Here is a 23837-nt window from a genome sequence, read left to right as displayed (position 1 = left end):
AAGCGCCGATCATGGTCAAATGGGGTTTTCGAGGAGGACTGCATGAGCAACCTGGATGGCAAAAACGAAACGGCTGGCCGTACCGTCAAAACGTATTCGGTGCGCGACTTTTTCCGCAGACCCGAAAAAAGCCAGTTCACCATTTCACCGGATGGCCGGCATCTGTCGTTCCTGACCCGGCACGCGGGCCGCCAGAACATTTTCGTGCAGGCACTCGGCGCCGACGGCTCGCCGCTCGGTGAAGCACGGCCGTTGACCAGCGAAACCGAGCGCGACGTGCCGGGCCATGCATGGAAAGGCAACGACCGCATTCTGTTCGTCAAGGATTTTGGCGGCGACGAAAACTTTCACGTGCTGTCGGTGCCGATCGACGGTGGCGAGCCGTTCGATCTGACGCCGTTCGACGGCGTGCGGGCGAGCATCGTCGACGACCTGCGCGACGACGACCGTCACATCCTGCTCCAGATGAACCGCCGCGACCCGCAGGTATTCGACTTATTCCGCGTCGACGTGGTCACGGGTGACTTCACGCCGATCGCCGAAAATCCCGGCAACGTGATGGGCTGGATGACCGATCACGCGGGACGCCTGCGCGTGGCCATGGCCTCCGACGGCGTCAACACCACCCTGCTTTATCGCGACGTCGAAAGCGATCCGTTCCGCCCGATCCTCACCACCAACTTTCGCGAATCCGTCTCGCCGCTGTTTTTCACGTTCGACGACCAGCGCCTGTACGTCATGTCCAATCGCGGCCGCGACAAGACCGCGATTTTCGAGTTCGATCCGCAGACCGCGCAGGAAGGCAAACTGCTGTTCGAAACGGAGCACGTGGACGTGGGCGGCATGTCGTATTCGACGCACCGTCACGTGCTGACGGCTGCGTGGTACATGGACGACCGCGTGCACCGGCATTTCTTCGACGACTGGGCACGCGCGATCTTCGACGATCTGGAGCGCCAGTTTCCCGGTCAGGAAGTTTCGGTCACGAGCATCACGCGCGACGAATCGCGCGCCATCGTGCGTGTGGCAAGCGATCTCTCGCCCGGCTCGACGTGGACCTACGATGTCGCGAGCCGGCGGCTATCCAGGCTCGCCGAGCTGATGCCCTGGCTCGACGCCGCCGACATGGCACCGATGCAGCCGATCCATTTCGCCGCGCGCGACGGCTTGCAGATCAACGGCTATCTGACCCTGCCCGCCGGCATCGACCCCGCCCAGCCGTTGCAGAAGCCGCTGCCGCTCATCGTCAATCCGCACGGCGGTCCGTGGGCGCGCGATACGTGGGGATTCAACTCCGAAGCGCAATTGCTGGCCAATCGCGGCTACGCGGTGCTGCAACTGAACTTCCGCGGCTCGACGGGCTACGGGCGCGCTTTCTGGGAAGCAAGCTTCGGGCAATGGGGCAAGTCGATGCAGAACGACATCGACGACGGTATCGAGTGGCTCGTCGGCCAGGGCCTCGTCGACCCGGCGCGCGTCGGCATCTACGGCGCGAGTTATGGCGGCTACGCGGTGCTGGCCGGCGTCGCGTTCACGCCGACTCGTTACGCCGCGGCGGTGGACTACGTGGGCGTCTCGAACCTGTTCACCCTGCTCGAATCCTTGCCGCCGTACTGGCAGCCGATGATCGACATGATGTACGAGATGATCGGCAATCCGCAAACCGACGAGGGCAAGCAGGCGTTGCACGACGCCTCGCCGCTTTTCTTCGTCGACCGCATCGTCACGCCGCTATTCGTCGCGCAAGGCGCCAACGATCCGCGCGTCAAACAGGCGGAAAGCGACCAGATCGTCAACGCGTTGCGCGAGCGCGGCGTCGAGGTGAAATACATGCTCAAGGAAAACGAGGGCCACGGCTTCCACAACGAGGAAAACCAGTACGAGTTTTACGAAGCCATGGAGTCTTTCCTCGCGCAGCATCTGGGCGGACGCACGGCAAGCTGAGCCAGCTTCGACCCGCCTCGAACGGCGGCGCGGATAAAACCGCGCCGCCGTTTTTCAGCCGGCCTGCGAAACGAGTTCGCGCAACACCGTTTCCAGTTCCACGTCGCCCTTCAGAACATCGCTCCCCGCCGACTCGAAATCGATCCAGCCTTCGTTGAAGCCGTCGAGCATGCGCATACGCGGCATCGGATGCTTCATGCCTTGCGAGCGAAACAGGGTTTCCCACGTATCGCGCGGCACCGCCTGCGCGGCAACTTCACGACCGAGAATCCGCGAAAGCGTCTGCGCGATATCGATTGGCGTCACGCGGCGCGGTCCTTCCAGCTCCACGACACGCAGACCGTTCCAGTTCTGCATCAGCAGTTGCGCCGCGATCCGGCCGACGTCCGCGGTCGCGACCATCGGCACGGCCTTGTCGAGCGGTTGCAGGAAGCTGGCGATGACACCCGTGTCGCGGGCGGGCGCAACATCCCATGCGGCGTTTTCCATGAACCAGCCGGGACGCAGAAACGCGGTCGGCACGGGCAGATCGGCGAGCGCCTGTTCCATCAACGTGCGCTGCGTCAGCAGATTGAGTTCGGTGGCCTGAGCGCCGATGGTCGACAGGCACACGACCTTCGCCGGCCGCGCCGAGCGAAGTGCCGCGCTGACCGCGTCGATCACCTCGCGCGCCTCGGCAAAACCGGGCGCAGGATCGAACTCGGGCGGCGGCAGAATGAACACACCTTGCGCGTCGGCGAATGCGGCGTGCAAGGCGGCCGCGTCGTCCATATTGGCCGTGACGATTTCACAGCCGCGTTCTTCCCACATCCGGGCTTTGGCCGCATCGCGCACGACAGCGCGAACCGGCTGCCCCGCCGCCAGCAACGTACGCGCAACCGCGCCGCCCACCTTGCCCGTTATTCCTGTGATTGCATACATGTCCGCTTCTCCTTGCATGAACCGGCATCGGTGCCGATGCCGTGAATGTGTCGTCGAGAGGCATTGTGGACAAATACAAAGCAAAACTGAATGACATGAATGGCATGGATGAAATGACATTGCGTCATGACCACGAATGCAGCCGCGTCGCGGCGGCATGCGTCCGACGTGTTCGTTCACGACTTCGCCGTTGCCTTCATGTACGATAAAAGCCGGTGGACATTCCGCCGGTCGTTCCTTCAATGCATCGATTGAGAGGTCGAGACGATGCCCGAAAGCATGTCCGATGGCGCGCTCCGACGCATGGCGTCTATCGTGGCGCTCGTGGTGGCGCTGGGGCTGGTGGTCGTCAAGGTCTGGGCGTGGCTGACAACGGGCTCGATTTCGCTGCTCACGGCCGCCGCCGACGGTCTGGTCGACGTGGTGGCGTCCACGGTGACGTTCGCGGGCGTGCGTTACGCGGCACGCCCCGTCGACAGTGGCCATCGCTACGGACACGGCAAAGCCGAAGCCGTCGCAGCTTTCGTTCAGGCGCTTCTGCTGGCGGGCGCGGCGCTCGGTCTCGGCGTCGAGTCGATCCAGCGCCTCGTCGTCCCGCAAACGCTGAATCAAACGGGCTTCGGCATCGCCGTCATCGTGGGCAGCACGATCATCGCGGCCGGCCTGGTCGGCATGCAAACCTTCGTGGTGACGCGCACCGGTTCGACGGCCATCGCCGCCGACCGCGCGCATTACGTGACGGATGTGGCCGTCAATCTCGCCGTGCTGGTGGCGCTGCTGCTCGAGCGCTTTCTCGGCTGGACGCGCGCCGACGCAATCGGCGCACTGGCCATTTCGCTCTACATGTTATGGAACGCGCGAGGCATGGCCGCGCACGCGTTGATCCAGCTACTCGACCGTGAACTGGATCAGGCGGACCGCGAACGGATCGAAGCGGCCGTGCGCGGCTGCGAAGGTGTGCAGTCCGTTCACGACATTCGCACGCGCAACGGCGGTGACCGCATTTTCGTGGAATTTCACGTGGAAGTAGACGGCTCGCTGAGCGTCGAGAAGGGTCACGAGATCGGCGACAACGCGGAGAAAGCCGTGCGCCGGCTGTTCCAGTCGGCCGACGTCACGGCGCATCTGGAACCGGCGGGCATCGACGACGAGCGCCTCGACGACCTCGTCGACTGACCGCGAGCGCTCACTGGAACGTCATGCCGCCGTCGGCCTCGCTCCAGCGCGCCACCCATTCCGGCAATGCAGGCGAATCCTGCGTGACATCCGAGAGTTGCATCAGCTCGGCGGTTGTCACCACGCCGCCGCTACGCTTCAGAAAACGTGCGCGCACTATCGCCAATGCAACCTGTACGCCATCGCGCACGAAGCCCTGTTCGAGAAAAATATGCTTCTCGTCCCAACCGATCACGCGCGTCTCGACGTTATAGCGATCATTGAGTTCGAGCGAGCGGTGAAAGCGCATGGTCTCCAGTGTGACGACCGGATACCAGCCCTGTGCTTTCAGTTGCCGCCAGAGACCGCTGCGCATCATCAGGTCGACGCGCGCGAGATCGAGGATCGTGAAATAGCGGCCGTTGTTCATGTGCATCAGTACGTCGAGGTCGTTCAGCCAGACACGAAACGGCGTGACGCAAGTGTCGAGTACATGCAGCCGGCTACGGCGCGAACTGGTGAGCAACAGAAACAGCAGACGGACGATCAGATTCATGCGAAAAACCCGGTGAGAGAAAGAGCGCCGCGCGCGGCATCAAAACGTGCATGGTAGTCGCGCGAGCTTCATCCGGGAGTTACGTGGGGGCGCAATCTGTAGAGCGCGCACTCGAAAAAGCGGCTACGGGAGCGGCTCTGCCGAGTCAATGCCGAGTTCGCTCGCGAACGCTTCCAGCTCCACGCCGACGAGCGTTTTCAGCACTTCGATGAAGCGTTTCACCTTTGCATCCACGAACTGACGCGACGAATAGACCGCGTAGACGTTGCGTGAATAGGTGTGATAGTCGGGCAACACGCGAACGAGCGATCCGTCGCGCAGACCGTCGATGGCGCAAAAACCCGCCAGCAATCCGATGCCCGCGCCCTCGCGCAACGCCAGCGCCATCGCTTCCATGTCGTTCACGCACAGGTTCGGGCCGGTCGGCCGGAACGTGACGCTGCCTGCGGCGCTCGTCAGGTTCCATTCGTCGGCGGCGTAGTCCACGGTTGCCAGCAACAGGCAGGCATGGTCGATGAGATCTTCCGGCGTCGACGGCGCGGCATGCCGTTCGAGATACGCGGGCGAGGCGGCCAGCACGCAATGGCTGCTGCCGATTTTCTGGCTCACGTAAGCCGAATCCGGCAAGGTGCGCGCAATCACGATCGAGACGTCGAGCTGATCTTCCAGCAGGTTCGGCATGCGTTGCGACAACAGCAGATCGACGCCCACTTGCGGAAACGCCTCGCGATAGGCCAGCACCGCGCGCGTCAGCAACTGACGCCCGAGACCCGGCACGCAGTGGACCCGCAAGGTGCCGCGCGGTTCGAGCAGCGCGTCGCGCGCTTCGGCTTCGGCCTGATCGAGATCGGCAAGGATGGCCGCGCAGCGTTCATAGAAGCGCCGTCCTGCGTCGGTCACGGAAAGACGCCGCGTGGACCGTTGCAACAGGCGCGTATTGAGCGCTTCTTCCAGCGAGGACACCGCGCGCGACACGTTGCCCACGGTCGAATCGAGATGGTTCGCGACCGCTGTGAAGCTGCCCATTTCGACCACTTTCGCATACACCGACATGTTGTAGAACTTGTCCATGGAGTCCATCCCGGTTGATCGTCAGACGGCACGCTAGCGCATTTTCATTGCGCATGATGATTCCGGCGCCATTCCGGCGCAAGCCACGCAAGGTGCCGGCGATATTGCTGCTGGCGACAAGAATGTTTCCCTGCCGCCCCTCTAATTCGATCGGCGCTTGCCTCATAGACTGCGTTCCATACCCCGGCACTTAGCGCCAGACGGCGCCCGGAAAGCCGGCTTTTAAGGATTCGGAACCCAGTCAGAGGTGATTGTCATGAACGCATCGTACGACCCGCTCTACCTTTTCATCGACGGCGAATGGCTGCACGCCGACGGCCGCGACACGGCCAGCGTCGTCAATCCCGCCACGCGAACCGAGCTTGGCCGCGTGCCGCTCGCCACTGCGGCGGATCTGGACCGCGCGCTCGCCACGGCGCAGCGTGCCTTCCAGGTGTGGCGCAACACCGTGCCCGCCGAGCGTGCCCGCGTGCTCAAACGGGCCGCCGACCTGATCCGCGAACGCGCTTCGCACATCGCGACGCTCATGACGCTCGAAGAAGGCAAGCCGCTCGGCGAAAGCAGCGACGAAGTGCTGCGCGCCGCCGACTACTTCGAATGGTTCGCCGAAGAAGCGCGCCGCATCGACGGCCGCGTGGTGCCGTCGAATCGCCCCGGCGTGCAGCAACTGGTGAAGCGTCAGGCAATCGGCCCGGTGGCCGCCTTCACACCGTGGAATTTTCCCGCCATCACGCCGGCTCGCAAATTGTCCGCGGCGCTCGCGGCCGGCTGCAGCGTGGTCATCAAGCCGGGCGAGGAAAGCCCCGCCACGGCGCTGGCGCTCGCCCGCGCGCTGGACGATGCCGGCTTGCCCAAGGGCGTGCTGCAAGTGGTCTTCGGCGTGCCGGACGAGGTCTCGAAGCACCTGATCGCCTCGCCGGTGATCCGCAAGGTGACGTTCACGGGTTCGGTGCCGATCGGGCGCTTGCTGTCGGCGCGTGCCGCCGAAGGCGTGAAGCCGATCACACTCGAACTCGGCGGCCACGGCCCCGTGCTGGTATTCGACGACGCCGATGTCCGCAGCGCGGCCGTGGGCGGCGTCGCCAACCGGTTTCGCGGCACCGGCCAGATCTGCATCTCGTCGACACGCTTTCTGATTCAGCGCGGTGTCTACGACGAGTTCGTCGAGCACTTCGTGACGGCGGCACGCGCGCTCAAGGTCGGCGACGGCATGCAGCCGGGCACTCAGGTCGGCCCGCTCGCCAACGCACGTCAACTGGCCAAGATGGAAGAACTGATTGCCGACGCGGTGGCACGAGGCGCGCGCGTGCTCGTGGGCGGCAAGCGGATCGAGGGTGACGCGTTTTTCTTCGAACCCACCGTGCTCGCCGACGTTCCGATGGACGCGCGTGTCATGCACGAAGAACCGTTCGGACCAATCGCCGTGTTGATGCCGTTCGACACGCTCGCCGACGGTCTCGCCGAAGCCAACCGGCTCCCGTACGGTTTGTCGGCTTATGCGTTCACCAGCAACGCGCGCACCGCGCTCGACGTGGGCGACGGACTCGAAGCCGGAATGATCGGCATCAACCAGTACCGCATCGTGTCGACGGAACTGCCGTTCGGCGGCATGAAGGAAAGCGGTCATGGGTCGGAAGGCGGCGCCGAAGGTATCGGCTTCTATCTCACCAACAAATTCATCAGCCAGGTCTGAGCGGGAGCGAGCCATGTCACACGCCAATTTCAGCAGCCCGCGCGAAGCCGCGCGCGCCTTTACGCCGAAGCTCGCAGAGTTCGTCGACGACACCTTGTATCCGCGCATCTGGAACGACCCGGCGCTCGCGCCGCGCGATCGCAGCCTGATCACCGTGGCCGCGCTGATTGCGGGCGGCCATCTCGACGAACTGCCCGCGCATCTGCGCCGGGCGCTCGCGAACGGCGTGACGCGCGACGAACTCTCGGCGGCCGTCACGCACCTCGCGTTCTACGCCGGATTCCCGGCCGCCATTTCGGCGTCAGCCGTCGCGCAGGCCACACTCGATCAATCACCGGAAGCCAAAGCATGAAAGCCATCACATTCGACGAATTCGGCGACGCCGACGTCCTGCAACTCAACGACGCACCCGCACCCGACGTGCGTCCGACCGATCTACTGGTGCGCGTGCACGCGGCCGGCGTGAATCGCGCCGACCTCACACACCGACGCGGCGGCTACGGCCGCCCCAACTTCGGCGAATCGACGATCATGGGACTCGAAATCGCGGGCGAAGTCATCGAGGCGGGCAGCGACACCAACGGCTTCAAGGTGGGCGATCGCGTCATGGGCGTCGTAGGCGGCGGCGCGTATGCGGAGCTGGCGCGCATCGACTACCGCATGGCGATGCCCATTCCCGACTCGCTCGACTACGTCCACGCCGCGGCGATTCCCGAGGTGTTCGTCACCGCACACGAGGCCATGCTGCATCTTGGCCGACTCAAGCGTGGCGACGCCGTGCTGATTCATGCGGCGGCGGGCGGCGTGGGCTCGGCCGCCGTGCAACTCGCCTACGCGACCGGCGCAGCGGTTTTCGCCACGGCCGAGGCGAGCAAACTCGAACGCGTGTCGCAACTCGGCGCGGAAGTCACGATCGATTACCGCACGCAGGATTTCGCCGACGTCATCGCCAAAGCGACGAACGGACGCGGCGTGGATGTCGTGATCGACTTTGTGGGCGCGCCGTATTTCGCGCGCAATATCGCCTCGCTGGCCAACGGAGGACGGCTCGTGCAGGTGGGCATACTCGGCGGCGGCGGCAATGTCGGCGTCGAACTGGAGCAGATTCTTTATCGCCATCTCCAGATCATGGGAACCGTCATGAAGTCGCGCCCGCAAGCGGACAAGCACGATATGGTGAAGCGTTTTCGCGAGCATTGGCTCGAGCGCTTCGAAGGCGGAGCGAGTCTGGAGCCGGTCGTGGACAGCACCTTTGCACTCGCGCGTGCAGCGGATGCGCATCGGCGCATGGAGTCGTCCGCGAATGTCGGCAAGATCATTCTGACCATGGACGCATTGCGCTAAACGCGACGCGGCGAGTAGGCGACATTAAGCTGAGGAAATCGCAGTGTCGATCGGTTCATCGCGAGACGGGAACGAATTACCGGTCAGGTATCCTGATTGCTATCCAGAGCGTACCCAGCATGGCGTTAGCTACTGCTCGACCGGCGCAAAAGGAGTGGTCGATGAAAGACATTCTTCATACCACTGCGGCGAATTCGCTCTTTCGACTCGTTCACCGAGCGGCACCGCTGCTGCTTCTTCCCTGCTGTCTGCTCGCCGCCGCTGCTCCCCCGACCGCTTCCACCGCGTCCACTCACACCGCCACATCGTCGCCAGGTCGCCCGGCCATGCCGGTCGTGTCGACGAGCCAGACCGGCGCGAATCACGCGCCGCTCGACCACAGCGGCAAAACGCGCAAAGGCGTGGCCTCGTATTACGGCCGCAATTTCTATCAGAAGAAAATGGCCGACGGCACACCGATGAATCCGCAGTCGAATACCGCGGCGAGCAAAACACTGCCGCTCGGTACCACCGCGCGCGTGACGAATCTACAAACGGGTGCGAGCGAAGTGGTGGAAATCAGGGATCGCGGCCCGTATGTGAAGAACCGGATCGTCGACGTGTCCCCCAAGACCGCCGACAAACTCGGTCTGAAAGAAAACGGCACGGCGCCCGTCGAAGTCAAACCGATCGAAGTGCCGCAACCCGACGGCAGCATAAAAACGGGTACTGGTGCGACTCAAACGCCGAACGGCAAAACGCCCGCGACGACTGAAGCGAAAAACGGGCACTCGTCGTTCTGATTGGGTGGTGAGTGCGCGACGACGTCGCCGCTCAAACCGCTTCACGCAATATCGTCGGATCGAATGGCGCCATGCGGCGCAGCGCGAGGCGGAAGTCACGCGCAATCGAAGAGAGCGCTGCATCGCGACGACGGATCAGACCAATGGTTCGCGCGACGGTCGGCTCCACCAGCGGACGAATGGCGATGCGTGAATTCGCATCGCGCGGCGCAGCACAGCGCGGAATGATCGAGATGCCGAGACCCGCTTCGACGAGCCCGAGCGAGGTGGTCAAATGTTCGATTTCGATCAGCCGGTCGGGCCGCCAGTCGATATGTCTGAGCGCGGCGTCGAGCATGCGCCGGTTGCCACTCGATGTACCGGAGACGATCAGCGGCCAAGGCCGCAGCTCCGGCCAGCTCACATGCTCGTTCGCAGCCAGCGGGTGATCCGCCGGACAGGCCAGCACGTAGGGATCGACCAGCAATTCGTCGATGGCGAGTTCCGGTGAGTCGTTCACCAGGAACGCGATGCCGAACTCGGCCTCGCCATTCGTCACGCGCTGCACGACTGTCGCGAGATTCGCTTCGATGAGCCTAAGCCGCACTTCCGGCCGCCGCTTGTGATAGCTGCCGACAATTTTCGGCAACATGAATTTCGCAACTGTCGGAATGCACGCGATGGTCAATTGCCCGGCTCGAATCCGCGTGGCGTCGCTCACGAGTTCGAGCGCGGCGTCGAGTTCGCGCAGCACGCCCTGGGCGCGCGGCAGCAACAGGTCTCCGGACGCCGTGAGGGCGACGTTGCGTGTCGTGCGCTCGAACAACATCACGTCGAGCGCGTCTTCGAGCCGCTTGATGCGCCGCGTCAACGCCGACGCCGAGAGGTTCAGTTCAATCGCGGCGTCGTTGAACGACACATGCGACGCGACCGCCACGAACGCCCGCAACAGATCGAGATCGACACCCGGAAACCGGTTCATCCACACTCCTTCCACTCTTGCACGTGACGCAATAATAATCACGTTGCGTGCAATTCACAAACACGCCGGGGCTGGACATACTGAGGGCGAGACATTTCAGCAAGCTCATTCAAAGAGCACGAGGAGACCCATGAATCAGCAGAAAGAAGTCGGCGCCAACCCTTACACCGGCGCCATGGCCGCATTCGTCGCGGGCTTGCAGTACGAGGCGATTCCGGCCGATGTGCTGGCGCGTATCAAGCTGCTGATTCTCGACTCGCTCGGCTGCGCGCTATTCGGCGCCGGTTTGCCGTGGAGTCGTATCCTCGCGGACACGTTGCAGCAGGTCGACTCCACGCCGGGTTCGCAGGTGTGGGGCATGCCGCTGCGTTTGTCCGCGCCGCACGCCGCTCTGGTGAACGGCACCCTGATCCAGAGCTTCGAACTCGACGACGTGCATCGCGTCGGCGTTTTGCATGTGGGCGCAGTGACGTTGCCGGCCGTGCTGGCCGTCGCCGATTCGTTGTCCGCGACTCAGCCGATGACGGGTCGCGAGTTTCTACGCGCCTGTGTGGCCGGATATGAAGTGGGTCCGCGTGTCGGCATGTGCATGGGACCGGAGCATATTGCGCAGGGCTGGCATTCGGGCGCGACCGTCGGCGTGTTCTCGGCGGCGGCCGGTGCGGCCGCCGCGCTGCGGCTCGATACGCAGCAGACCGTGCACGCGCTCGGCATCGGCGGCACGCAGGCGTCGGGACTGATGGCCGCGCAGTTCGGCGCGATGGTCAAACGGATGCACGCGGGACGCGCCGCCCAAAGCGGCCTGTATGGCGCGTTGCTCGCGAAGAACGGCTTCACCGGTATCGTCGACGTATTCGAAAATCCATACGGCGGATTTTGCAGCACGTTCTCGCGCTCGACAGACCGCTACGATCTGACGCAACTCGTAGACGGCCTCGGCGAACGCTTCGAAACGATGCGCATCGCGCTCAAGTTCTACTCCTGCGTCGGCAGCAATCACACGACGCTCGACGCGATTCGCGCCATGCAGGCGCGTCATCCGTTCGGCGCGGACGACATCGAGCGCGTCATCGTGCACGGTTCGCGCGTGACGGTGGACCACGTCGGCTGGAAATACGTGCCGCAAGGGCTCACATCCGCCCAGTTGAACCTGCCGTACTGCGTCGCCACGCTCCTGCTGGAAGGCGATGTATTCGTCGACCAGTTCAGCGAGGAAAAGGTGGCGGACCCGCAGCGCATGGCGCTCGCCGAGCGCGTCGAGGTTGTCGAAGATCCGGCGATCACGGCACGCGGTTCGCTGCTGCGGCATATGGTGCGTGTCGAGGTGCTGTTGCGCGACGGCACGCGGCTCGAAGAAACCGTCGAGTCGCAGCGCGGCAGCGAACACGCCTTTGCCAGCGAAGCGGATATCGTCGGCAAGATGCGAAAGCTGGCATCGCACCGCGTCGGCGCGGAGCAGATTGCCCGCATCGCAGACTGGGTCATGCACGCCGAAGATCAGGCCGACGCAAGCGAGCTTGCGCGCCTTCTCGCGATCGCCGCCTGAGGAGCTAACGTGGCCGCCACAGCGCACACCGTCAGCCTGCCCATTACGCCCGCCGCTCGACGCGAACGCTTACGTTCGATTATCGGCGGCAGCGCGGGCAACGTCATCGAGTGGTACGACTTTCTCGCGTATTCGATCTTTTCCATCTACTTCAGCAAGGCGTTCTTTCCCGGCGGTAATCAGACCGCACAACTCCTGAACGCCGCTGCGGTTGCGGCAATCGGTTACGTGGTGCGGCCGCTCGGAAGCTGGGCCATCGGCGCACTCGCGGACCGGCGCGGTCGCCGCGTGGCGTTGAGCGTTTCCGTCGCGATGATGAGCGTCGGCTCGCTGATTATCGCCCTCACGCCGACGTACGCGACCATCGGCGTGGCCGCGCCCGCCGTGCTGGTCTGCGCGCGTTTGCTGCAAGGCTTCAGCATGGGTGGCGAAGCCGGCACCAGCGCGACTTATCTGAGCGAAATGGCGCCCACCGGGCGACGCGGATTCTTCGTCGGCTTCGTTCAGGTGACCGTGGTGATGGGTCAGCTGGTGGCGCTCGCGCTCATGCTTGTTTTGCAACGGCTCGTGCTGACCCCCACGCAACTCGAACAATGGGGATGGCGGATTCCGTTTGCGATCGGCGGCGTGCTGGCCGTCTTCGCGCTGTATTTGCGGCGCGGCATTGCCGAGACCGATGCATTCGAGCGCGAAGGCGCCCTCAATTCAAACGCCGCGTCTGAAGGGCAAACGCAGCGCGGCAGTCTGCTGGAGTTGTTGATCCAGCATCGGCGCCAGACACTCTGGACTATCGGCATCAGCATCGGCGGAACGGTCGCGTTCTACACGTTCACGATCTATCTGCAGAAGTTCATGGTCAACAGCACGGGCTTCAGCCGCGACACCGCGACGCTCATCGCCACGCTCGCGCTCGTCATCTACATGGGTTTTCAGCCGCTTTTCGGGCTGCTGTCGGATCTGATCGGACGGCGGCCGGTCATGATGATCTTCGGCGTAGGCGGCACGTTCCTCACCGTACCGCTGATGCATGCGCTCGGCGAAACACATAGCGCGCTCACCGCGTTCGCCTTGAATCTCGCGGCGCTCGGTATTCTGAGCGGTTTTTCGTCGATTCACTGGCTGGTCAAGTCGGAGCTTTTTCCTGCGCGGGTTCGCGCACTCGGCGTCGGCTTGCCGTTCGCGATCGTGTCCTCGGTGATGGGCGGCACCACCGAGTACCTGGCTCTACGCTTCAAGCATGCGGGTCACGAATCGTGGTTCTTCTACTACGTCAGCGTGTGCGCCGCCATTTCGCTCATCACGTACGTGCTGATGCCGGAGACGCGGCATCGTTCGGTGATCGACGAAGAAGCGCGTCGTTGAGATTCGGCGGCGGCAGCGACGCCGCGCGCAATTGCTCGACGCCGTCCGCGATGGGGAGCGTCTGCTGCTGTCCATCGCGCATGCGGATGCTGATCGTCCGGTCGCGTTGATCGCGCGAACCCAATGCCACGAGAATCGGCACCTGCTTCTCGCGCGCGTCCACGATCTTTTTCTCCAGCCGTTCCGGACGCGCATCGAGCACGGCTCGGAGTCCGGCATCGTCGAGCATCTGCATTGCCTCCTGCGCGTAGTCCACGTTGGCGTCGCTGATCGTGGCGACCACGATCTGCTCGGGTGCGAGCCACAGCGGCAGCCAGCCCTCGTGATGCTCCAGCAGCATGGCGATGAAGCGCTCCATGCTGCCCAATACAGCGTGATGGATCATCACCGACCGCTCGCGTTCGTTGCGCTCGTTGACGAACTCCGCGTCGAGCCGTTCGGGCAACACGAAATCGAGCTGGATCGTGCCGCATTGCCAGTTGCGCTCGCGGCTGTCCGTCAGATGGAATTCCAGCTTCGGGCCGTAAAACGCGCCTTCGCCTTCGAGCACCTCGAATTCGAGTCCGGCGGCACGTGCCGCTTGCGCGAGTGCGGCTTCGGCGCGGTCCCAGACCTCGTCGCTGCCGGCGCGCTGCACGGGGCGCGTCGCCAGCGCCACCTTGAACGAAGGAAAACCGAGGTCGGCATACACGCCGCGCAGCAAGGCGCAGAAGCGCGCAACCTCGGCTTCGATATGAGCGTGCGCGCAGAACACATGAGCGTCGTCCTGCACGAACGCGCGCGTGCGTTTGAGTCCTTCCAGCGAACCCGACGGCTCGTCTCGATGGCATGCGCCGAATTCGCTATAACGCACCGGCAATTCGCGATACGACCTGACCCGCTGATTGAACACCTGCACATGACACGGACAGCTCATCGGTTTCAGGCACAGCGCGCGGCCCTCTTCCGCGTCGGCAAGCGAATACATCGCCGCGCCGAATTTTTCCCAGTGTCCGCTCTTCTCCCACAGCGAGCGCGCCAGCAATTGCGGCGTGCGTATCTCGCGGAAACCCGCGCGCCGCATGCGTGCGCGGATAAATTCTTCCAGCACGCGATACAACTCCCAGCCGCGCGGATGCCAGAACACCATGCCGGCGCCTTCCTCCTGTTGATGGAAGAGGTCGAGTTTGTTGCCGAGTACGCGATGATCGATATCGTTCACAGTGCTGCTCCGTTTTGAATGAACCTGCGGTGTCGTGAGTGATGCCGCAAACGGAGGTCCAGAAATGCCGAAGGCCCCGTCCGTTTCCGGCGGGGCCTTCGGTGGTCTGCCACTGCTTCGTACTGCTAGCGCGCACTACCTCCCGACGACCCGCCCCTGAGGGTGGTCGTGGTGGTGGTGACGGCAGCGGCGCGAATCGGGAGAGAGTGCATGAATCGACAGTAATCGATTTTGTGCGGGGACGTCAACCGCAATTGTGATGCAGCAGGTCGTTTCCCCTTACTGCTGCCCGCAACCGATATCGCCTTCCTGGCAATGCAATTGTTCGTCGAGCAGACGGGTTTGATCTTTCGTCAGGCGCGTCAGACAGGAAGCGTGGATCATCGGCTGGGCGCTGTAAAAATCGGGCGAGGACGTCAGAAAATTGCATTGCGCGTCGCGATACGCCACCCATGCGCGCTCGGCTTTCTGCAACAGCGGCTTGCCGTGCGGACTGACTTTTTTCAGCAGTTGGCCGTAGGTGTCGTTGAGCTTCCTGTCGGCCGACTGATAGTCGAGACCGGCGCAATGATTGAGCGAAGCCTGGTCCACGGCTTTGCTGCAATCGATCGATTCGGCGCGGACATAACCGCCGAAGGTCACACACGCGCACGCCACGGCCAGAATCGACAAACGCTTCATGAAAGAACCTCGAACATTGGAATGGGAAACGGAGCAAGCCGCCGCATGAATCGCGCAGCGTGGCTCGCCACATCGGCAGGATAAACGATAGGATAGGGATTCGAGCCGACCATGGCTTGCTGCGTCAACTTCGATCCACACTCCGACCGAGCATTTATCTTGTCCATCCAGATCCGCCCCGCCCAACGTGCCGATGCCTCGCTGATTCTCCGCTTCATCACCGAACTCGCGGTGTACGAGAAAGCCGAACATGAAGTGGTTGCCACCGCGCAAGACATCGAGACCAGTCTCTTCTCGCCCGGCTCGCCGGCCAAAGCGCTGATCTGCGAAATGGACGGCGAAGCCATCGGCTTCTGCGTGTACTTCCTGTCGTATTCCACGTGGCTCGGCAAGCAAGGGCTGTATCTGGAAGACCTGTACGTGTCGCCGAAATTTCGCGGCAGCGGCGCGGGCAAACAGATGTTGCGTCATCTCGCGCGCATTGCCTGCGAGACAGGCTGCGGCCGTTTCGAGTGGAGCGTGCTCGACTGGAACGAACCGGCCATCGGTTTTTACGAAGCAATCGGCGCGAGCGCGCAGAGCGAGTGGGTACGTTACCGGCTCGCGGGCGATGCGCTGACAGCGTTTGCGGAAGGACGCGTTTGACGCGCGAAGCGCATTACTGCGCGGCGCTGCTCGCCACCGGTTCGACTTCGAACGCGTCGCCCGTGGCGAAGAACGCGCCGCCTGCAATGTAGTGGCAGGTGCGCAGGTTCGGGTCGTCGCCGAAATGCCAGCGGTTCTGCGAATACACGCGGCTATCCGCGTAGGCAGCCACCACTTCGCCGATGATCAGATCGTGGCGCTGGCTCTCGTCCGGAATGACCTTGCATTCCATCCAGGCGAGGCAGCCTGCCAGCATCGGCACGTCGATCTGCTGGGCGGCAAATGTCTCGAGATCGAAGGCGGAAAATTTGTCGAGTTCGGCACCCGCACTGGAGCCCACCGCGAGGGTCTGCGCGGCGAATCCGCGGCTCGGCAATTGCAGGCCGAACACCCCGCTGGCGTCGATCAGCTGACGCGTCAGCGTGCGGCTGTCCACCACCACGACCACTTTCGGCGGATTGAAATCGAGCGGCATGGCCCAGGAGGCGGCCATGACGTTCGAGCGGCCGCCGTGGGCGCTGGTGACGATCGTGACAGGTCCGTGATTCAGCAATTGCGTGGCGCGCGACAGGGCCACGGGTTCTCGGGTGACGTTCATACTTTCTTCCGCATCGAATGATGAGGGCGATTGTAGGGCACCCGGAACCGGGAAGGCGGCCGCCGCTCGGGCGCCGCCTCGTTTACCTCGATGCTCAGTGAGGCGCTTTACCGTTCGGCAAGGCGTCGAGCGGTTTGTGCTGTTCTTCGCCGAGCCCCGGGAAGAATGCGTTCCATGCGGCGCGCACGCCTTGGGCCGCGGTGGCTTCGGCGCCGATCGACTCGGTCTCGCCCTCGGCCGCCTTCGACGGATCGGCGGACAAGCCTCGCCAGTGCGTGAAGACCAGCAGCGGTTTTTCAGTCCAGACGCCGTCGCCATATTTTGCAAACGCCGTGTCGCCGCTCGTCAACTGCACCTCGTACCACCCTTCGCGTACAGGCGTGTGGGCGGCCAGCTCAAACCATGCGGTCGGTTCGATTTCCTTCATGTCGTCTCCGGTCAGATAAATCGTCATCGATAGGCACATTAAAGGCATGCTTCATGCCCGGGTCTGCCACCAGCCCACGGGCGCGCGCCGCCTGCCGGCCGGTGTGGCCTGACGGTGCGGCGGGCATGACCTGCGGGCGATTGTTTCGTCAGTTCTGCGTGCGTCACGCTTCGAAAATCGCCGCGCATAGACGACACGATAGCGCGACATGGGCCACGCGGACAAACCTTTAAAGTTACACGGTGTACGTTTTCGTCAGGCGCCCCGCCAGGCCTGCCAGAACGCCGACGGCAGGGGCGAGTTGTTCGGCTGGCGTACTGCCGTAGCCAATCACGAGACCGTTCGCGTCGGCGCGCGGTTGCAGCGCAAAACCGGACAGCGCGCGCGGGTTGAGACCGTGCGCCCGCGCGCCTTCGGCAAGGGCGTGATCGTCGATTGCGGGCGGCAGCCGCAAGGTCAGATGCATGCCGCAATCGCCGCCGAGAATCTGCGCCGGCTCGAAATGCGCGGCGAGCGCGTCGCGCAAAGCCTGCTGACGCTCGCGATACAGACGCCGCATGCGTCCGAGGTGCCGCCCAAATTCGCCGCTCACGATGAACTGCGCGAGCGCCAGTTGCTCCAGCCGATGACCGCCGCGCAACATCTCGTGCAACGCCACCGCCGTGCGCGCGGCAATCGCGCGCGGCAGCACCGCGAAACCGATCCGCAACGCCGGGAACATCGTTTTGCTGAACGAGCCGACGTACAGCACCGGCGCGTCGTCCACGAGACCTTGCATGCTGGCGATGGGCTCGCCGGTGTGACGGAATTCGCCGTCGTAGTCGTCTTCCACCAGCCACGCGCCGCAACGGCGCGCCTGCGCGATCAACTCCAGCCGCCGCGCCACCGACAGCACCGCGCCGGTCGGATACTGATGCGCGGGCGAGGTGTAGATCAGCTTCGGTGGATGCGTGCGCCAGGCGTCGGGCGGCACGGCGATGCCTTCGGCGTCGACCGGCATCGGCAGCGTGTTCAGGTCACCGACGTTGAAAGCCGCTTTGGCGCCGCGATAGCCCGGATCTTCGACCCAGGCGATGTCGCCCGGATTGGTGAACAGACGCACGCACAGGTTCAACGCTTCCTGCGCACCTTCGGTGATCACCACTTGCGAGCCGTCGCAGCGCACGCCGCGCGCCATGCGCAGATGCGCGGCAATCGCGTCGCGTAACGCCGGCTCGCCCAACGGATGACCATAACCCAGCGCCAGCGGCAAAGCCTGGTCCATGGATTTTTCGAGCGCGCGCCGCCACGCGGCCAGCGGGAAACGATCCAGCGCGGGCATGCCGGGCGTGAGCGGCAAGGTGTTGTCGGCGTATGTGCGAGTGGCCGTGAACTGATCCACGCGCGTGGCATACGTCACCTCGGGCTGCGGCGCCGTCACCCGCGACTCGCCGCGTGCCGTCGGACTGGAAAGCGGACTCACGCGCGTGCCTTTGCGGTCGGCGAACACGTATCCGACCGCCGCCAGATGCTCGTAGGCAATCACCACCGTATTGCGCGAGACGCCCATCTCCGCGGCGAGTATGCGCGACGACGGCAGCAGCGAACCGGCCGGCAAGCGGCCCGTGAGGATCGCCTGCTGCAATCGCTCGATGAGCTGCTTTTGCAGCGTCGCACGCTGGTCGCTGGTGCCACTCGTGCCACTGGCGCTGCTGGCGCCGCTCGTGCCGCCTTGCCCGCTGCCGGCCGCCGCCGTGCCGAGCGGGCCGATGATTTCGATCATGCCGCCTGGACCCATCAAATGCGCTTCGCGTGGATCTTTTTAACATACCACGTTTGCCGTATCGTTTGCGTCAGGCCACGACCCATTACCCACAGGAGAGCAGACATGGAACCCAGACGTAACGCGTACGAGCAGCCCATCGGCGCACCGGTGCCGGACTGGCACGGCGCGCAGGCGCCCGGCCGCGAACCGCTGGCGGGGCAGTATTGCCGCATCGAACGGGTGAACGTGGAGCGCCACGCGGCCGACCTGTTCGACGCGTATCGCTCGGCGACGGACGGCCGCGACTGGACCTATCTCGCAGTCGGCCCGTTCGAGACACTCGACGCCTATCGCGAGCACCTGACGCGCGCCGCCGCGTCCCCCGATCCGCTCCATTACGCCGTGATCGATCTGGCGACGGGCAAGGCAATCGGCACCCTGGCGCTGATGCGCATCGACCGTGCGAACGGCGTGATCGAAGTAGGACACGTCACGTATTCGCCGCGACTGAAGCGCACTCGCGTCGCCACCGAAGCCATGTTTCTGCTCATGCAACATGTCTTCGACGAACTGGGCTATCGCCGCTTCGAATGGAAATGCGATTCGCTGAACGGCCCGTCACGAAGCGCGGCGTTGCGCTACGGCTTCAGCTTCGAAGGGATCTTCCGGCAGGCCATCGTGTATCACGAACGCAATCGCGACACGGCATGGTTTTCCGTCATCGACGGCGAATGGCCTGCATTGCGCGACGGCTACGCGCAATGGCTCGACGCCGGCAACTTCGATGCACAAGGCCAGCAGAAAGCGAATCTGGCGAACCTGATCGCACGCCAGCGCAAGTCGCTCTGACGCAGCGCGATTTCGCGCACAGGTGCGTGCGCGCGTAGGCGTAACTGGGCTTCAGACGGCCTGCGCCGCGCGGCCCAGCACGATGGTCGGCTTGGCCTTGTACGTGGTGCGATAGCGCTCGCGATAACCGCATTTGTGCGCGACGCGTAGCGACGGCAGATTCTCCGGCGCGACGATGCAGGCGGTCTCGCCGTCCGGCCACTGCGCGTCGGCCCAACGCAATGCCGCGCGCACGGCCTCGGTTGCATAGCCACGGCCGTGCACAGCGGGGTCGAGCGCCCAGCCGATCTCGGGCGTGCCCAGCAAGGAAGGCTCGATTTCCCGGTGATAGTCGGCAAAGCCGACCTCGCCGAGAAAACGGCCGCTGTCCTTTTCACGCACCACCCAGTAGCCGTAGCCGAGCATCGCCCAATGACCGGCGTAACGCAGCAGACGCGCCCAGACTTCCTCGCGCGTGAACGGATGTCCGCCGATATAGCGGATCACCTCCGGATCGGACCACATCGCGTAACTGTCGAGAAAATCGTTCATGGTGTGCGGACGCATGACGAGGCGGTCGGTGGTCAGAGTCGTGGCGCTGGGCATGAGTGAAGTGAAGGACGTGGATCGGACAAGCCTGCGTTCGATCATGGCAGATTTTCGACCACACGGCGCCCGTCGACAAAAAGCGGCCGGGCCAACTCGGCGCCAACTCGGCGCAAACGCCTGGCGTGACGGCCGCCTTGATCTACACTTCGTGAATCGCGCTTCGGCCTTTCGCCCACCGTCGCTCCGCTCATGAAACCTCGCCCGCGCTATCTCGCCGCGCTGCTCGTGAACGTCGCCCTGCCGTGGCTCGCCTATCGCGCCGCGTTTCCGCATTGGGGACATGCGGGTGCATTGGCCGCGTCGGCGCTGCCGCTGGTTGCGTGGATGAGTTGGGACCTGCTGCGCTATCGTCATTTCGACGCGCTCAGCGCGCTCGTGCTGGTCGGCATTCTGCTCTCGCTCGCCGCCGTGGCCGCGGGCGGCGACCGGCTGATCGGCGCCGTGGAAGAACCGATGGTCTCCGGCATGGTCGGCGTGGCGTTTCTCGTCTCGCTGATCTTGCAGCGACCGCTGGTGTTTTATCTCGCCCGCTCCACCATGTCGCGCGAAGATCATCGCAGCGCCGACGCCTTCGAGCGGCATTGGCGCGAGCGTCCGTTTCTCGCCAACGCGATCCGTTTGATGACGCTCGTCTGGGGACTCGGTTTGACGGGCGAGAACATGCTGCGCAGTTTCATCGTCTGGCGCTGGCCGAACGATACGCACGCGGTGCTCGCTTCCGAGGCGCTGCGTTACGGCGTCTATGCGGCGCTAACCGTGTGGACGTTCTGGTGCCGCCGCCGCATCAAACAGGACGCCTTGCGCTATCCCGCCGACACCGCGCCGTCCGCGGACCCAGGCCTCGCGCGCTCCTGAAGCACGGCCGTCACGCCAGTTCGAGAAAACGCGCCAGGCACGGATTGCGATTGGCCGGCGACCACGCCAGCACCTGCTCGATCAGCGGCGCATCCACCAGCGGCCGGAACACCACGCCGGCCATCTGTGCCTTGCGCATCGAAGCCGGTACGAGCGCCACGCCCACGCCTTCGTCGACGAGACTCAGCACGGTCTGCTGCAACTGCACTTCGAAACGGATGTCCGGCACGAAACCGCCCGAGCGGCAGTGCTCGAGAATGGTGGCGCGCAAGGTGGGCGCGACTTCCTCGGACGCGAGCACGAACGGCTCGCCCGCCAGTTGCGCGATGCCGAGCCGCCTGGCGCGGGCGCGCGGATGACTACGCGATAACGCGACGCACAAGGGTTCGCTCAGAATCGTGCGCGTGGCGAGACTTTTGTCCGGCACGTTCGGGAACATGATGGCGGCGTCGATCTGACCTGCCAGCAATTGCGCCGCGAGATCGTTCGACACGACTTCCCGCAGATTCAGCGCGACCTCGGGATAAGCGGCGCCGAACGCGCGCGCGTAGCCCGGCACGACGTTGTACGCCGCGCACATGGTAAAGCCGATGGCGAGCTTGCCCGCCTCGCCGGACGCCGCCGCCTGCGCATTGCTGACCGCCTGCTCGACCGACGCGAGAATCGCTTTCGCGTCGGCGTAGAAACGCTCGCCCGCCGCCGTCAACGTGACACTGCGCGGACTGCGTTCGATCAGCGTGACGCCGACGTTCGCCTCCAGCGCCGCGAGTTGCCGGCTCAAAGGCGGCTGCGACAGATTCAGGCGCGCCGCGGCCCGGCCGAAATGGCGCGTTTCGGCGAGCGTCACGAAATACCGCAGTGGCTTGATATCGATCACGATGAACCCGCCCGGATTGACGATGCAAAAAAGGTATTAACAACCGCGAAAAACAGTATTGGATTGTATCAACGCCAACCTCTACGCTGGCGGATCGCCATTTTTCCGCTCCATTCGATTGCGCCGATGTTAGCCACCCTCGAGATTCTGCTTCCCGTTTTCGCTCTGATTTTTGCCGGCTTCGCGTGTCGGCGACGCGGCGTGCTGGGGCCGAACTCCGCCTCGGAACTGAATCGCTTCGTGGTATGGCTGGCGCTGCCGGCGCTGCTGTTCGACACCATGGCGAGAGCCACGTGGCAGCAGTTGTATCAGCCGGCCTTCGTCGCGACGTTCTCGATTGCCTGCGCCGCCGTATTCGCGCTGATCCTCATCATGCGGCTCATGAGCGGCCGTCATCTCGCGGACGCCAGCGTCGACGCCATCGCGGCGTCGTATCCCAACACCGGCTATATCGGCTTCCCGCTGGGGCTGATCGCCTTCGGCCCCGCCAGCCTGACGCCGACCACCATCGCCACGATTCTCGTCGCGTGCGTGCTGTTCGCCTTCGCGATCGTGCTGATCGAAATCGGTCTGCAAACCGAGCGCGCGCCGCACAAGCTCGGTCTGAAAGTGCTGCGCTCGCTGGCGCGCAATCCGCTGATCGTCTCGCCGATTGCGGGCGTGCTGTACGCCAGTCTGCACGTGCCGTTGCCGGCCAGCGCCGAGACCTTTCTCAAGCTGCTGAGCGGCGCCGCGAGTCCGTGCGCGCTGGTGAGCCTCGGTCTGTTTCTCGCCGAAAAGCGGCCGTCCGACGCGGGTGCGCCGCGCGTCGCCTTGCTGCTGACGGGCGTCAAGTTGCTGGTGCAACCGGCGCTGACATGGTGGCTGGCGGCCCGCGTGTTCGGGCTCTCGCCGGCGCTGGTGGAAATGGCCGTGGTGCTGGCCGCGCTGCCGACCGGCACCGGCCCGTTCATGCTCGCGGAGTTCTACGAGCGCGAAGCGCACATCACGTCGCGCACCATTCTGCTGTCCACCGTCGGGTCCGTCGTGACGCTGTCCTTGCTGCTGCTGGTGCTCGGCCACCACACCTGAAACGCCTCGCGCTATGCTTCGTCAGCGGACCCGTCCGGTCCGCGATGAACCTTGCGCGAACCTGAACCGCCGTGCCCCAAGCCCGCCCTCCCCGACTCGACGACGACGCCGACGCCCGCTCGCTCGCGCGCCATTACCCGCGCGGTCTGCGCATCGATCCGCATTCGCACACCTGGGCGCAGGTGCTCTATGCGGTGTCGGGCGTGATGTGGGTGGAGGTCGGCCGCGAAGCACTGGTCGTGCCGCCGCAGCGCGCGGTCTGGCTGCCCGCCGGCACGGTCCACTCGATCCACATGATGAGCGACGTGGACATGCGCAACCTGTATCTGCACGAACGCAACGCCGGTCATCTGAGCCGCCGCAGCGACGTGTTCGAGATCAACGGCTTGCTGCGCGAACTGATTACGTCGATTGCAGAGCATGAACAGACCCAGGCGCGCGACGGCGTCTATCTCGAAGCCGCCTACCGTCTCGCAATGCTGGAACTGGGACACGCGCCGCGCTCGTCCTTGCGGATCGCGCTGCCCGACGCGTCGGACCGGCGGCTCGACGCCCTGTGCCGCGCCGTGATCGACAACCCGTCGCTCACGGTCAGCTTCGAACAGCATGCGGCCTCGGTCGGCGCAAGCGTGCGGACGCTCGCGCGGCTTTTCACGCGCGAACTCGGCGTGGGCTTCGCGGAATGGCGACGCCAGGTGCAACTGGCGGTCGCCGTGTCGTGGCTCGCCGAAGGGCGGCCGGTCAGCAGCATTGCGCGGTCGCTCGGTTTTCAGCCGAGCAGTTTCAGCGACATGTTCCGGCGCGAACTGGGCGCGCCGCCCACCGCCTTCGATCCGCGCGCCACCCTCGGCGAAAGCGCGACCAACCGCTCAGAAGCGAACAACGCCGACGCCGGCGCGGCAGCGAACACCCGCTAGACGACGCCGGGCCTGGCGCCGTCCGCATCCCTCATGCTTGTCCGATATT

24 protein-coding genes are annotated in these 23837 nt (G+C 64.4%); 13 read left to right on the top strand and 11 right to left on the bottom strand.

Annotation, left to right across the window (positions count from 1 at the left end):
- Positions 1 to 42 precede the first annotated feature (42 nt).
- Positions 43 to 1944: a prolyl oligopeptidase family serine peptidase gene (locus tag P3T18_RS30020; protein WP_429303587.1), complete on the top strand. Its 1902-nt coding sequence runs from the start codon at positions 43 to 45 to the stop codon at positions 1942 to 1944.
- Positions 1945 to 1998: 54 nt separating this feature from the next.
- On the opposite strand, the gene P3T18_RS30015 is transcribed toward P3T18_RS30020, so the two are convergent.
- Positions 1999 to 2865: an NmrA family NAD(P)-binding protein gene (locus P3T18_RS30015; RefSeq protein ID WP_429303586.1), complete on the bottom strand. Its 867-nt coding sequence runs from the start codon at positions 2863 to 2865 to the stop codon at positions 1999 to 2001.
- A 303-nt stretch (positions 2866 to 3168) separates the two neighbouring features.
- Here P3T18_RS30015 and P3T18_RS30010 point away from each other — a divergent pair, with 303 nt between their 5' ends.
- The gene (locus tag P3T18_RS30010; protein WP_429303585.1) at positions 3169 to 4041 is read left to right on the top strand and encodes a cation diffusion facilitator family transporter; all 873 of its coding nucleotides are present in this window, start codon (positions 3169 to 3171) and stop codon (positions 4039 to 4041) included.
- 10 nt (positions 4042 to 4051) lie between these two features.
- Here P3T18_RS30010 and P3T18_RS30005 read toward each other — a convergent pair whose 3' ends face one another.
- Positions 4052 to 4576, bottom strand: a complete 525-nt coding sequence (locus P3T18_RS30005; RefSeq protein ID WP_429303584.1) for an acyl-CoA thioesterase — start codon at positions 4574 to 4576, stop codon at positions 4052 to 4054.
- Between the two features lie 123 nt (positions 4577 to 4699).
- Positions 4700 to 5647: a LysR family transcriptional regulator gene (locus tag P3T18_RS30000; protein WP_429303583.1), complete on the bottom strand. Its 948-nt coding sequence runs from the start codon at positions 5645 to 5647 to the stop codon at positions 4700 to 4702.
- 256 nt (positions 5648 to 5903) lie between these two features.
- On the opposite strand from P3T18_RS30000, the gene P3T18_RS29995 reads away from it, so the two are divergent.
- The 4 genes from P3T18_RS29995 to P3T18_RS29980 all read left to right on the top strand — a co-directional run bounded on the left by P3T18_RS29995 (position 5904) and on the right by P3T18_RS29980 (position 9466).
- A complete protein-coding gene (locus P3T18_RS29995; protein ID WP_429303582.1) occupies positions 5904 to 7340 on the top strand; it encodes an NAD-dependent succinate-semialdehyde dehydrogenase in 1437 nt (478 codons plus the stop codon).
- Between the two features lie 13 nt (positions 7341 to 7353).
- Entirely contained in the window at positions 7354 to 7692 is a 339-nt protein-coding gene (locus P3T18_RS29990) for a carboxymuconolactone decarboxylase family protein (protein ID WP_429303581.1), read from the top strand.
- Positions 7689 to 8684 carry an NAD(P)H-quinone oxidoreductase gene (locus tag P3T18_RS29985; protein WP_429303580.1) on the top strand — a complete coding sequence of 332 codons (996 nt, stop codon included), beginning with the start codon at positions 7689 to 7691 and terminating at the stop codon, positions 8682 to 8684. The genes P3T18_RS29990 and P3T18_RS29985 overlap by 4 nt, the downstream gene beginning before the upstream one ends.
- Positions 8685 to 8845: 161 nt before the next feature.
- Positions 8846 to 9466, top strand: coding sequence for a septal ring lytic transglycosylase RlpA family protein (locus P3T18_RS29980; protein ID WP_429303579.1), 621 nt, complete (start codon positions 8846 to 8848; stop codon positions 9464 to 9466).
- Between the two features lie 31 nt (positions 9467 to 9497).
- On the opposite strand, the gene P3T18_RS29975 is transcribed toward P3T18_RS29980, so the two are convergent.
- Entirely contained in the window at positions 9498 to 10427 is a 930-nt protein-coding gene (locus P3T18_RS29975) for a LysR family transcriptional regulator (RefSeq protein WP_429303578.1), read from the bottom strand.
- A 130-nt stretch (positions 10428 to 10557) separates the two neighbouring features.
- Here P3T18_RS29975 and P3T18_RS29970 point away from each other — a divergent pair, with 130 nt between their 5' ends.
- A complete protein-coding gene (locus P3T18_RS29970) occupies positions 10558 to 11973 on the top strand; it encodes an MmgE/PrpD family protein (protein WP_429303577.1) in 1416 nt (471 codons plus the stop codon).
- Positions 11974 to 11982: 9 nt separating this feature from the next.
- Entirely contained in the window at positions 11983 to 13335 is a 1353-nt protein-coding gene (locus P3T18_RS29965; protein WP_429303576.1) for an MFS transporter, read from the top strand.
- Here the strand turns inward: P3T18_RS29965 and thrS are convergent.
- Entirely contained in the window at positions 13271 to 14536 is a 1266-nt protein-coding gene (gene thrS, locus P3T18_RS29960) for a threonine--tRNA ligase (RefSeq protein ID WP_429303575.1), read from the bottom strand. The two genes, P3T18_RS29965 and thrS, sit on opposite strands and share 65 nt — an antisense overlap.
- 279 nt (positions 14537 to 14815) lie before the next feature.
- Positions 14816 to 15217, bottom strand: a complete 402-nt coding sequence (locus P3T18_RS29955) for a lysozyme inhibitor LprI family protein (protein WP_429303574.1) — start codon at positions 15215 to 15217, stop codon at positions 14816 to 14818.
- Positions 15218 to 15376: 159 nt separating this feature from the next.
- Here P3T18_RS29955 and P3T18_RS29950 point away from each other — a divergent pair, with 159 nt between their 5' ends.
- On the top strand, positions 15377 to 15862 hold the full coding sequence (locus tag P3T18_RS29950; RefSeq protein ID WP_429303573.1) for an N-acetyltransferase family protein: 486 nt from the start codon (positions 15377 to 15379) through the stop codon (positions 15860 to 15862).
- Between the two features lie 13 nt (positions 15863 to 15875).
- Here the strand turns inward: P3T18_RS29950 and P3T18_RS29945 are convergent, their stop codons facing one another.
- From P3T18_RS29945 to P3T18_RS29935, 3 genes are all read right to left on the bottom strand, one after another.
- Positions 15876 to 16460 (bottom strand): flavin reductase family protein, encoded by a 585-nt coding sequence (locus P3T18_RS29945; RefSeq protein WP_429303572.1) that lies wholly within the window; start codon positions 16458 to 16460, stop codon positions 15876 to 15878.
- Between the two features lie 94 nt (positions 16461 to 16554).
- Positions 16555 to 16887: a hypothetical protein gene (locus tag P3T18_RS29940; protein WP_429303756.1), complete on the bottom strand. Its 333-nt coding sequence runs from the start codon at positions 16885 to 16887 to the stop codon at positions 16555 to 16557.
- A gap of 235 nt (positions 16888 to 17122) precedes the next feature.
- The gene (locus P3T18_RS29935; RefSeq protein ID WP_429303571.1) at positions 17123 to 18649 is read right to left on the bottom strand and encodes a PLP-dependent aminotransferase family protein; all 1527 of its coding nucleotides are present in this window, start codon (positions 18647 to 18649) and stop codon (positions 17123 to 17125) included.
- 105 nt (positions 18650 to 18754) lie between these two features.
- Between P3T18_RS29935 and P3T18_RS29930 the strand changes: the two genes are divergently transcribed.
- The gene (locus tag P3T18_RS29930) at positions 18755 to 19480 is read left to right on the top strand and encodes a GNAT family N-acetyltransferase (protein WP_429303570.1); all 726 of its coding nucleotides are present in this window, start codon (positions 18755 to 18757) and stop codon (positions 19478 to 19480) included.
- A gap of 51 nt (positions 19481 to 19531) precedes the next feature.
- Here P3T18_RS29930 and P3T18_RS29925 read toward each other — a convergent pair whose 3' ends face one another.
- A complete protein-coding gene (locus P3T18_RS29925) occupies positions 19532 to 20065 on the bottom strand; it encodes a GNAT family N-acetyltransferase (protein ID WP_429303569.1) in 534 nt (177 codons plus the stop codon).
- A gap of 192 nt (positions 20066 to 20257) precedes the next feature.
- Between P3T18_RS29925 and P3T18_RS29920 the strand changes: the two genes are divergently transcribed.
- Positions 20258 to 20923: a VC0807 family protein gene (locus P3T18_RS29920; protein ID WP_429303568.1), complete on the top strand. Its 666-nt coding sequence runs from the start codon at positions 20258 to 20260 to the stop codon at positions 20921 to 20923.
- Between the two features lie 10 nt (positions 20924 to 20933).
- On the opposite strand, the gene P3T18_RS29915 is transcribed toward P3T18_RS29920, so the two are convergent.
- Positions 20934 to 21800, bottom strand: a complete 867-nt coding sequence (locus tag P3T18_RS29915) for a LysR family transcriptional regulator (protein WP_429303567.1) — start codon at positions 21798 to 21800, stop codon at positions 20934 to 20936.
- A 126-nt stretch (positions 21801 to 21926) separates the two neighbouring features.
- On the opposite strand from P3T18_RS29915, the gene P3T18_RS29910 reads away from it, so the two are divergent.
- Together P3T18_RS29910 and P3T18_RS29905 are read left to right on the top strand one after the other, a co-directional pair.
- Positions 21927 to 22871, top strand: a complete 945-nt coding sequence (locus tag P3T18_RS29910; protein WP_429303566.1) for an AEC family transporter — start codon at positions 21927 to 21929, stop codon at positions 22869 to 22871.
- 71 nt (positions 22872 to 22942) lie between these two features.
- On the top strand, positions 22943 to 23788 hold the full coding sequence (locus P3T18_RS29905) for an AraC family transcriptional regulator (RefSeq protein ID WP_429303565.1): 846 nt from the start codon (positions 22943 to 22945) through the stop codon (positions 23786 to 23788).
- The last annotated feature ends 49 nt before the right edge of the window (positions 23789 to 23837 follow it).

This window comes from Paraburkholderia sp. GAS199 (assembly GCF_050436585.1).
Taxonomy (GTDB): Bacteria; Pseudomonadota; Gammaproteobacteria; order Burkholderiales; family Burkholderiaceae; genus Paraburkholderia.
This window is presented reverse-complemented; position numbering and strand designations above follow the sequence as displayed.